The sequence below is a fragment of the Streptomyces sp. NPDC058086 genome, from assembly GCF_042885015.1.
Lineage (GTDB): Bacteria > Actinomycetota > Actinomycetes > Streptomycetales > Streptomycetaceae > Streptomyces.
Window position 1 is genome coordinate 18664 of sequence record NZ_JBHVST010000122.1, and the last position, 10641, is coordinate 29304.

Consider the following 10641-nt stretch of genomic DNA (forward strand, 5'->3'; position numbering starts at 1 on the left):
CACGGAGGCTGTGATGAGCGTCGACGACTCCGACCAGGGGCACGCGATCCGGACGGGCGGGCAGGGGACGCGGGTGAGCGGTCCCAGGGTGTTGGTGGCGGGGGCGAGCATCGCGGGACCCGCGCTGGCCCACTGGCTGCGCCGGCGGGGGGCCGAGGTGACCGTGGTGGAGCGGGCTCCCGAGCTGCGTCCCGGCGGGCAGGCGGTGGACGCGCGCGGGGTCGCCAGGGAGGTCATCGGGCGCATGGGGTTGGACCCGGCGGTGCGCGCGGCGTGCACCGACACCGCCGGCGCCCACACCGTGGACGCGGACGGGCAGGTGCTGGAGACCTTCCGTGCCGACGACGACGGTGGCGACGGGTTCATCGCGGACATTGAGATCCTGCGCGGGGACCTGTCCCAGGTGCTCTACGACGACACCCGCGACGGCGTCGAGTACGTCTTCGGCGACCGAATCGCCGAGCTCGCCCAGGACGCGGACGGGGTCGACGTGGTCTTCGCGGGCGGCAACCGGCGGCGCTTCGACTTGGTGGTCGGGGCAGACGGGCTGCACTCGGAGCTGCGAGCGATGGTCTTCGGGCCGCATGAGCGGTTCCTCCGCCACCTCGGGCACGCGCTGGCCTTCTACAGTGTGCCCAACGAGTTCGGGCTGGACCGCTGGCTGCTGGAGTACCAGGATCAGGAGTCCGGGCGCTCCGCCCTCCTGCGGCCCATCCAGGACGCTACCCGGGCGATGGCCATGTTCTACTTCGCCTCGGCTGACTTCGACGTCGACCACCGTGACGTCGCGGCCCAGAAGGTCCTGCTGCGGGAGCGGATGGCGGGCCTGGGCTGGTTGACCCCGGACATCCTCGCGCACCTGGACGACACTCCGGACTTCTACCTCGACCAGGTCGCCCAGGTGGTGATGGACCGCTGGTCGAGTGGACGGGTGGGGTTGCTCGGGGACGCGGCGTTCAGCTCGTCGCCGATGTCCGGGCAGGGCACCGGGCTGGCACTGGTCGGTGCCTACCTGCTGGCCGGAGAGCTGGCCGCTGCCGGATGGGACCCCGACGCCGGGTTCGCCCGCTACGAGGCGCGGATGCGCTCGTTCGTCGAGGCCAACCAGGAGATCGGCCGGTTGAACGCCCGCAGCCGCGACCTCCCCGGGCCAGACGCCGAGCCGCGCCCCGATTTCGCCAGCGAATGGTTCACGGAGCTGGTCGGGCGCGCGATCAACGGCGTCGAGCTGCCCGACTACGCGGGGGTGCCGGACTCCGCAGCCCCGGCCGGATCGCCGATCACCCCGTCGGCCAAGCCGTAGGTGTCACATAACGTGTCGAGAGGGACCACGCTTCGGTAGGACACCGCCGGACGACCTCCGCTCATGCCGCGTGGTGCGCGTTGGAGCGCCCGTTCGGCGGCCAGGCCACGTTCTGATGAGGCGGTGTTGGCTCGGAAAACTGACAACATCAATGAGAATCCACCGCGTGGGGTCTCTGTGGTTCTGTCACTTGCCTGGTCGGCGCTCACCGGAGCTGACAGGACCATTGAGACATCAACCCCGTGACGTCCAAGCCCATTGATCCCAGCCGGATCGCTCACCCGTCTTGTCTCAAGGCAGTTGTCAGTGCGCAGCTCGCCGACATGGCTCCCTGACACGATGGATGAGAACGGACACCTGTCTCAGTCTTTCTGAGGCGTCGCTGCGGCGCCTTCTCCACGATCGCTGTACCCCGTCGGCACCGTGAGGCGCCACCTCTCATTGTGGGCTATCGCACAGCTGTTCAGCGCTATGCCGACGCGCCGGTGGTCGCCGGTCTCCTGGTAGATGGCCACGGCGGCGGTATGCATGGTGACTGCCTCGTCAAAGCGCCGCACTCGCCGGAGGGCGAGCCCGAGGTTGTCCATGGCTATGCCTTCGCCGTGGCGGTCACCGGTCTCCCGCGAAATGGCGGCAGCGGCGGTGTGGGCGTCGATCGCCTCACCAAAGCGCCGCACCATCCACAGGATGACCCCGAGGTTGTCCAGTGCGTTGCCTTCGCCGTGGCGGTCACCGGTCTCCCGCGAAATGGCGGCGGCGCCGGTGTGGGCGTCGATCGCCTCGTCGAAATGGCCCGCTTGCTGCAGGGCGAGCCCGAGGTTGTTCAGCGCCGAGCCCTCCCGATAGTGGTCGCCGATCGCCCGGTATCCGGCCAGGGCGGCGGTGTGCGCCTCGATCGCCTCGTCAAACCGCCGCACCTCCCGCAGCGCGCTGCCAAGGCTGTTCAGGACCATGGCTTCGCGGTGGCTGTCGCCAGTCGCCCGGAAAACGGCCAGGGCGGCGGTGTGCACCTCGATCGCGTCGTCGAACCGGCGTAGCTCCTGGAGGACCAGCCCGACATTGTTCACTGCCATGCCGATCGCGTGGTGGTCGCCGATCTCCTCGAATATGGCGGCGGCGGAGGTGTGGGCGTCGAGCGCCTCATCAAACCGTCGCACCTGCCGAAGGAGGTTGCCGAGATTGTTCAGGGCCGAGCCCTCGCGACGGTGGTCGCCGATCGCCCGGTAGTCGGCCAAGGCGGCGGTGTTGAGCGCGATTCCGTCTTCGAAGTACCGCCGCCGGTTGAAGAAGCTGGTCAGGGCGGTGAAGAGACGGGTGCCGGCAGGGTGGCGGCGGGCGGCAGGCATGATGGCGGCCGCGACGAGGTTGACTCGCTCGCTCTCCAGCCAATCCAGTGCCTGGTCACGGCCGGTGAAGCAGTCGGAGGCGGGTTCCGCGGCCCGGGTCTCCAGGTGGCTGTCGGCCGCTTCGGCCGTGAGGAGATAGTGGTCGAGCAGCCGTGCGACCGCCGTGTCCCGGCCGTCCTCGCTGCTGTGGACGAGCCCGAGACCGTCGGCGAAGAGGCGGATGAGGTCGTGCATCGACCACCGCTCGCGCACCCCGTCCGCAAGCGTGCCTGCGCTGGTGGTGTCCAGGAGATGGGCGCGGGCCAGGCTGGCCAGCATGCGCCGGGCATCGACGGGGTCCTGGCCGAGCAGTATGGCGCCCGCGGTGGTGGAGATGTCCGGGCCGGGTGCCGCGGCCAGCAGCCGGAAGACACGCGACTGCGGGCCGGTCAGGTGCCGGTAGGACAGCTCGAACGACGCACGGACCGCCAATGGTCGGCCCTGGCCGTCGCCGCCCTCATACTCCAACGCGTCCAGACGGGTCCGCTCATCCTCCAATTCCCTCGCCTGTCCGTCCAACGGCCGGTCCGGCTCGTCCCGCAGCAGCGCCCCGATAATCCGCAGCGCCAGCGGCAGGCGCCCGCACAGGTCCACCAGCCGCAGCGCAGCTGCCCGCTGCGTAGTGACGCGCCCGTCACCGGTGCCGCCGACGCGCAGGGTGCGCTCCAGGAGGTCGACGGCGTCGCCAGGGGTGAGTGGAGTGAGATCGACCCGATTGGCGGGAAGGGCGGACAGGTTGTGGCGTGAAGTGACCAGGGCCCGGTGTGGAGCAGCAGGCAGGAGTGCGGTGATCTGGCCGGGGGTGCGGACGTTGTCCAGGACGGCCAGGAGCGGCCGGCCCTGTGCGGCGAGAGTGCCGAGCATCAGGCGCCAAAGATCGATCTTCTCCTCGACGGCGTCGGGCAGATCCTTGGCCTTCACCCCCAAAGCGCGCAGGAACCGATCGGCAACATCGCCGACCCCGACGTGATCGTGGCCGTAGCCACGCAGGTCGGCGAAGAGGATCCCGCCGGGGAACCAGCCCCGCAGGCGGGCCTGGTGGGCGGCGTGCACGGCCAGTGCGGTCTTGCCGACCCCGCCCATGCCCGCTACCGCCGATACCACCGCCACCGCCGTGTCTCCGGCCGCCCCATCCACGGGCTCCAGCCACCCCAGCACCTTGTCCAGCTCCGCCGTACGACCGGTGAACCCCGCAGGGGCCGGTGGCAGCGTCACCGGCCCCGACGCCACCGCCGGAGCACCGCCGGTACGGGGCCTCCCGCCTCGTGCGGCGTCCCTCTCCTGCCGCGCACGCAGCAGAAGTTGCTGCCACCACGCCTCCGGCCGTGCCGCATACCTGCCGCCTTGCGCAACTGCCCTGCCCTGCAGGAAGACCGCCAGGATCAGGAAGTAGCGGGTGTGTGCCTCTCCTGGCACGGCGCGCCCGGTCAGCCAACCGCTGATCGTCGCATCCGCAGCCTGCATCGGCGGACTCTGCTCCCTGCCCAGACGGACCAGCCGCTCCAGCGTCGGACGGCCCGCGGCCTCGTACACCGCCACCAGTTCCGCCTGAAACCGGTCCGCGTACTCACCCATCCGCGCCCCCGGTGCCTTCCGGACCGCTAACCCCGCGGAAAAGAGCCGATATCCCCGGCCACCAGGCTAGCTACCACCCCATCAGCCAGCACACACTTCGCCGGAAACGCCCCGGAACCAGCCCCATGGCGCCACCGCCTGGCCGCACACCGCAGCCGGCACCTCCCGCCAGGAGACCGCCATGACCCCAGTCCCCTCCCACGTCTGCGCCCGCCGCGCCCTCCTCACGGCCCTGCATGACCTCACCCTCGCCACCTTCACCGGCGCCACCGAAGCTCTCATCACCTGGCTCCTCCACCGCTGACCCCCAGCCGCCACCGAGGGCACGCTGCTGCAGCTGTGTCCCCTCGGTGGCGGCGCCCGGGTCCAGCACGGCGGCGGCTGTTTCGAGGACATCGATGAGCCGCCCAGACCGCACTGCAGACAGACCGGCATGCCGGCCTCAGCCGCAGACACGTAAGTGACCCCGACCCGAGCCAGTCCGGGTGCCTCAGACTGAATCTGTCAGGTCGGTGTCAACGTGAGCGGCACCTCAGATGAGAGGGACCTGGTGGCCCCGGGTACAGCATCTCTCCGATTCTTGGCCGTCTCCGCTGGACGTTGACGCGATTCCTGGAACCAGCACAGCGCCGTGTGCCGCTCTCGTGCGCCCCACGAACTATTACGCCGTAATAACTGGCGCCCTTGACGTTCGATGCAGCGGACGCAGAAGAGAACCGAGACGTCGGCTTCGAGGCGTCCTCCGGAGTGCCGGGCGCGAGGATCGTCCGACGCACTACGGAAGTGCTTCTGCCAGGTTGCGGCTGCGGCCGCGCACCAACTCGGACGATCCGAGTACGGGGGAGTGCGGCAAGAGTGCGCTGTGACCGCATAGGTTCCCCCGGGGTGGTGGTTGGAGCGGTTGGATAGCTGGAGGTGTGGTGGCCGAGGCTGTGCGGATGCGCAGACTGACCGATCAGAAGGGCCGAAGCTGCAGCAGATCGTGCACCGGGGCAGTACCAGCTCGGTCCGCTATCGCCGGGCGATGATGCTGCCGGCGTCCGGCGGCGGGAACCGTGCTCCGGTGATCGCACAGCTGGTCCAGGCCGACGAGGACACGAGGTCGTCGTTGTCGCGGCTGTCACAGGCTGGCGTCGAGCTATTACGCCGTAATAGGGCTCGAGCGGTAATCGGCCCTTTCCCCCAGCGGTCCAAGCAGCAAGTTGTGTCACCTCCTCGATCACGTCCGCGACCATCTCGCACAGCTGAAGCGCTGGGGTACGACCGTCTGTCAGTGGTGATCGCCATCATGGGTATGTGACCAACCCGAACCTGACCACCGGTGGTATCTGGCGGCTCCACCACGGCGACCAGGAGGTTGCCTGGCTGACCGTGACCGGCGCCGACATGCCCTGGACTCACGCCGAAGTCGAGACACTTCCCGGCTTTGAAGAGTTCCGTCCTGTCTTCACTGAACAAGAGCGGGCTGTCGACGAGGAAGACTGGGAGCGGGCCGACGCCTGCTACACCCAGATCCGCAGTGCGCTCACCATGACGTTCCCCGACGGCAGCCCGGTCGCTGAGTTCATGCTGCACATCCACGACGACGGCACCGCCGGCTGGCGCTGGCACGACGAGCCCTTCGACCCGGTGAACCAGTGACGCGCCGGGTTCACTGCTTCGGGGACGAGGAAACCGTCTGGTTCTACTGCGAGCTGGACACCGACGGGTACGTGATCCGCAGGACGAGTTACAGGAGCCCGCAAGCAACGCTTTGGCCACTACCTCGCAAGCCGAGTGGCAAGAAGCCCAAAGTGCCAGTCGGTTGGCCGAACACGAGAGTGCCTACGGACTGACCGCGGAACCGCCTATCTCTGAGTGAGAGCGGCGCACCCCGCAGTGGTTGTCGGCCAAGGAGTTCAAGATCGTTTGGACGACCGCCCGCCAGCAGATTCAGGATTGACAGCGGCAACGTCCCTCCTGAGCACGTCCACTGCTGCGGCCTCTGACCAGGAACTGCCATCCTCAGTGCGAAACCGGGCGTCGAGCGTCTCGACATCCTGGCAACGCTGCTCAGGCCGCATCACCCTCGCCATGATCGACGAGACGCGCCATCAGCACCGTCCTCGGGTCTTCGGCGACGCCCTGTCATTCCCCCACTAGGTCGCGGTTCAACATGTCACCCCGCAGGTCAACGACCCCGCCTCTGCAAGATCCCACGAGACGGGACATCAGCTTTCTGAAGTTTCGCCGCCGCGCCTCACACCGGGCTCCTTCGCGCGACAGGCCGATGGGACGGTCCGGGGTCGTGGATGTTCGGCCCGACGTGATCTGCTCGTTCTCGGACGACGGGTTCTGCTACTTCGGCCTGTGGATGGTCGAGCTGGGACGGGATGCCTTGGTCCGCGCGGTGGCCGATCCCGACACCCTGGCCGACGCTCCCGAGGTCCAGCGTCTGGTGGGGCGCCCTCGAGAAAACTGGGACGACTACTGGCCTGCATGGGAGAGCCTGGACTACGTCGCATTGGAGGCACACGGACTCCTCACCGGCATCCATGACAACTGCGGCGAGGCTTTCTATGAAGCCATCGCCGCTCAGCAGAACGGTGAGTCGACCAGCCGAGAGCCTGTCGGCGAGCAGTGCGACGTGCGTCACGAGGACGAGGCCGTCCGTAAGCTGCCGAGGCTGAGCGCCGCGTTCCCACTCAGACCACTGGCGCTCTGACACGGCAGCATCGCGGACCACGGCGACGAATGAATCACGGTCCCCATAGCGGAGGTCAAAGCCAGGAGCCGCCAGGACAAGTAACGCCACAGCACCACCGCCCAGGCAGAGGTGCTCCCGTTGTCGAGAGGCTCGCGCTCAACCTTCGCCGCCAGGTGGGGGAGTGGAGCCAACCGCGGTGCCGCCGCGCGGTCGGCTCAGTCCGAACACACTGCGACCGCTGCGGCATAGGCCAGCTGAGCGTCTTCCGTTCTCGCGACAGGGCGCGCCGTTTCCCGCTCGACTCGCTGAAGAGCTCGTACCGTGGCATTGAGGTAGGTACTGAGACTGACCTTCTGGGTCGGTGTCTGGCAGTTGGGAAGGACAGCGGCGACTTCGTCCAGCCAGTCGTTGACTTCGCTGTCCGGGACGAAACCATCGCGGTGTTCGAGAAGGCGGCGCGCAACGGGGAGCAAGAGCTCGTGCCGCCGCCGCGCGGCCTCTTCAGCACGACGTTGAGCGGCAGCACGCTCGGCGATCCGGCGCTCGGCCTCCACGACGGCCTCGGGGGTGCGGCGCACCGGTTGGCCTTCGCGCTCATCGTCGTTGAGCGTGAGCGCTCTAAGCCGTTTGGACTTGTTGTACGCCGCGCTCGGTCCGCCGACGGCGAGAGGGGGCGCCAAGTCGGCCCACTCGACACCGGCGGCCCGGGCCGCGTCGATCGCTTTCATCTGATGGATCTCGGCCTGCTCGCGGACGTACTCCCAGAGCAGGACTCTCTTGAGGGCGCCTGCACGTCGTGCGTCTTCATTCGCCCTGCCAAGCGCTGAGGCGTGCGTCTCGGTGTAGAGCAGTGCGCCGAACAGTTCGTCGTCTGCGGGCATCCTCCCGATGTCGGGATCCTCGGCCTTCTCGTGCAGGTCCCGCAGTTCACCGACAATCGCTGCGGTGTCCAGGGTGCCGATCCGGATGGGCCTTCTGAGCAGGGGACTTGTGCGCTTTGGCGCCCTGCGCGGGTTCGTCGCCATGTCTGAGATTGTGCCTGCTGGAAGCGATTCACATTATGTGAATCTCGCTTGGCGACGTCTTTCCGACTCCTGTGGTCGGGTAGCCGGGATCACACTTTGTAGCTGAGCACGACCGTTGGCCCGTTGGCCCTTCAGTCGGTTCGTGAGCATGGGCCTTGGCCTGCTGGGTCTTTCGGCATCCCATGCCCTCGAGCGGCAGGTTGCCTCTCATGACACGCCGTAGGTGTCTGCCGGCCTGACGGACAGACTGTGGCCATGCAGCTCCCCGCACAAGCCGTTGCGACCACCGCGCTGATCGAACTCGTAGGGATCTCCGTCCTCTCGGCCAAGCGGGGCGCCCCATACCCCGGCGAGGTGGTCACCCACTGGGCCGGGAGCGAGGCCGCCGACGCCCTGACCTTGATCGAGACCCTGCCCGGCAGCGAAGAGCACCGCATCGGCTTCTAACCCGGCTGGAGCATCCGGGCATACGAGGACACCCTCGACCTGGCGCTGTTCGAGGCGGCGTTCTGCTTCAGGTGCCATGAGGTCCGCATGCATGGAGAACTGAGCAGGGTCCACTGTCTCTCTGGTCGGTCGCCGTGATGCCGCCTCCCTGGGGCAGCGGAGGAGACAGCATCAGCGCCACCTACAGGGGGAGGAGCCTGGTGAGTAGCTGGGCGAGGGCGGAAGTCAGGGTTGCGGCGGGGGTGCGGACTGCGACGAAGGGCTCCTCTCACTTCCTAAGGCACTGGCCGCGATGCGATTCTGGATGGCGGCGCAGCCCGGCCGGCCGGGGAGCCCACATCTGCGGCAGGAGGTGTTCATCCCTGTGTCGGTATGGATGGCGTGCGTGTGGGGTCTTCTCGGTGCCAGCGCCATCGAAGCCCATCAACTGCACAGCGCCATCGGGCGGGTGAAGAACCTTCCGTGGAAGGTTCAGGGTGAGCTACCGCTCAGGCCGTACTTGGTGGCCCTTGTACTCAGACTCGCGTTGGGCGTGGGCATGGCCGCAGCATTCGGAGCATCAGGTCAAGCCGGAGGTCCGGTGGGCGTGATGGCGGTCGGCATCGCTGCTCCAAAGGTCCTGGAGCAACTGGCTGGCGGGAAGTTGGCGGAACTCGAGATGCTACGGGCAATTCAGAACGCTGCTCCCTTGGCACGACAGGACCTCAGGGCCGAGCGTGGACGGGATGCTCCAGGGGAATCCACGCAGCCTGCGCAGTCCGGTACTTCGGTGGTTCCCGCTCCCGAGACTCCCCCTGATCAGGGTTCCGGTTCGGGTCCCGCCTCAGCAGAAGGAGCAGCAGGTGGTGGCTGACTCATTTATGCAACAACTCATCGCCTCGCTCGCGCGACGCACTCCCGTCCTCGACGAGTCAGTCCCGTACCCGTCTGGGGCGGCAGATGCCAAGGACTCCTCTCACCGCGGAGCCGGGCCCGTTCTGCTTGGCGAAGACCGTCCCGACTTCGAGCGCACTCTGGACGAGGTGCTGAGGGCGGACCCACCAGGGAGGACTGAGCACCTCAACGCTGAGCAGCTGCGGACTATGGCGATCACCGCCCATGAAGCCATCGCGGCGAAGGCGGCACCCGAGTACGCGCGCTACCTTGAGGTACGGGAACAGGCGCGGATGGCCCATGGATCCGAGGCGCCCACGGCTGGCCGGGCCTCGGTTGCCGCAGTGATAACTGTTCTCGCCCCTGTGCTGTTCGGAACCGCCGCAGCGATCTTCCTGCTTGTCGGCTACGCGCTGCGCCTGGCGAGCCCGCGCATTGCTGCGGACTCATCTCTGATCACAACTGGCTGGCTCTTCGCTGCGGGCACCGCGGCATCCGTGCTCGTGGCCATGATCAGCCTCTTGCTGACAGCCCTGCGTAACGCTTCCGTGTCCCCGTCCCACGAGGACGGAGCCATGACCCAGGAGGTGGCTGCCGCCAGGGCCGGCTGGCGGCAAGCGCTTCGCAGGCGGGGCCTCGAGCCGTTCCTGCGCGACGTACGCAAGGCTGTGAACGGGGGCCTTGACCATGACCGGGCTCCATAGCGCACCCGGCAGGCCTAGTCTCCTGAGTCAGGAATCCTGTTCAGATAGCTGGCGAGGCGTTCGAGGATCTCGTCTGCGGTCTTCGTCCAGACGTAGGGCTTCGGGTCGGTGTTCCAAGCGGCGATCCAGTTGCGGATGTCCTTCTCCAGGGCTTGGACGGACCGGTGAACGCCTCGCCGTATCTGTTTGTTGGTCAGTTCGGCGAACCATCGCTCGACGAGGTTCAGCCAGGACGAGCCAGTCGGTGTGAAGTGCAGGTGGAACCGGGGGTGGGCCAGCAGCCACTTCTTGATGGCGGGAGTCTTGTGGGTGGCGTAGTTGTCGCAGATGAGGTGGACTTCCAGGCCGGCAGGTACCTCTTTGTCGAGCTTGATCAGGAACTTCTTGAACTCCTCGGCCCGATGCCTGCGGTGCAGAGAGCCGATCACTTTGCCGGTTGCGACCTCAAGGGCCGCGAACAAGGTGGTGGTGCCGGCGCGCACATAGTCGTGAGTCGCCCTCTCGGGAACCCCCGGCATCATCGGCAGCACCGGCTGGGACCGGTCCAGGGCCTGGATCTGCGACTTCTCGTCCACACAGAACACCAATGCCCGCTCGGGCGGGTCCAGATAGAGGCCGACGACATCGTGGACCTTGTCGACGA

Annotated in this window: 9 protein-coding genes and 1 pseudogene; 7 read left to right on the top strand and 3 right to left on the bottom strand. The window is 67.6% G+C overall.

Annotated elements, in window-relative coordinates; genetic code table 11:
* Window positions 1-13: 13 nt before the first annotated feature.
* Window positions 14-1303 (top strand): FAD-dependent monooxygenase, encoded by a 1290-nt coding sequence (locus ACFVWD_RS49440; protein ID WP_389605046.1) that lies wholly within the window; start codon window positions 14-16, stop codon window positions 1301-1303.
* A gap of 362 nt (window positions 1304-1665) precedes the next feature.
* Here the strand turns inward: ACFVWD_RS49440 and ACFVWD_RS49445 are convergent, their stop codons facing one another.
* Window positions 1666-4263 (bottom strand): ATP-binding protein, encoded by a 2598-nt coding sequence (locus tag ACFVWD_RS49445; protein ID WP_389605048.1) that lies wholly within the window; start codon window positions 4261-4263, stop codon window positions 1666-1668.
* Window positions 4264-4444: 181 nt separating this feature from the next.
* Between ACFVWD_RS49445 and ACFVWD_RS49450 the strand changes: the two genes are divergently transcribed.
* The 4 genes and pseudogenes from ACFVWD_RS49450 (at window position 4445) to ACFVWD_RS49465 (ending at window position 6967) form a co-directional block, all read left to right on the top strand.
* The gene (locus ACFVWD_RS49450; protein ID WP_389605050.1) at window positions 4445-4567 is read left to right on the top strand and encodes a hypothetical protein; all 123 of its coding nucleotides are present in this window, start codon (window positions 4445-4447) and stop codon (window positions 4565-4567) included.
* A 616-nt stretch (window positions 4568-5183) separates the two neighbouring features.
* Window positions 5184-5407: pseudogene (locus ACFVWD_RS49455) on the top strand (IS630 family transposase); the annotation flags it as partial.
* A gap of 152 nt (window positions 5408-5559) precedes the next feature.
* Window positions 5560-5904 (top strand): hypothetical protein, encoded by a 345-nt coding sequence (locus ACFVWD_RS49460; protein WP_389605052.1) that lies wholly within the window; start codon window positions 5560-5562, stop codon window positions 5902-5904.
* Between the two features lie 646 nt (window positions 5905-6550).
* The gene (locus ACFVWD_RS49465) at window positions 6551-6967 is read left to right on the top strand and encodes a DUF4240 domain-containing protein (RefSeq protein ID WP_389605053.1); all 417 of its coding nucleotides are present in this window, start codon (window positions 6551-6553) and stop codon (window positions 6965-6967) included.
* Window positions 6968-7164: 197 nt separating this feature from the next.
* On the opposite strand, the gene ACFVWD_RS49470 is transcribed toward ACFVWD_RS49465, so the two are convergent.
* Window positions 7165-7974, bottom strand: coding sequence for a hypothetical protein (locus ACFVWD_RS49470; protein ID WP_389605055.1), 810 nt, complete (start codon window positions 7972-7974; stop codon window positions 7165-7167).
* A gap of 255 nt (window positions 7975-8229) precedes the next feature.
* Between ACFVWD_RS49470 and ACFVWD_RS49475 the strand changes: the two genes are divergently transcribed.
* The gene (locus ACFVWD_RS49475; protein ID WP_389605056.1) at window positions 8230-8421 is read left to right on the top strand and encodes a hypothetical protein; all 192 of its coding nucleotides are present in this window, start codon (window positions 8230-8232) and stop codon (window positions 8419-8421) included.
* A 1082-nt stretch (window positions 8422-9503) separates the two neighbouring features.
* Window positions 9504-9998, top strand: a complete 495-nt coding sequence (locus ACFVWD_RS49480) for a hypothetical protein (RefSeq protein WP_389605057.1) — start codon at window positions 9504-9506, stop codon at window positions 9996-9998.
* A gap of 14 nt (window positions 9999-10012) precedes the next feature.
* Here the strand turns inward: ACFVWD_RS49480 and ACFVWD_RS49485 are convergent.
* The coding region (locus tag ACFVWD_RS49485) for an IS630 family transposase (RefSeq protein WP_389605058.1) at window positions 10013-10641 on the bottom strand (629 nt) is incomplete at its 5' end.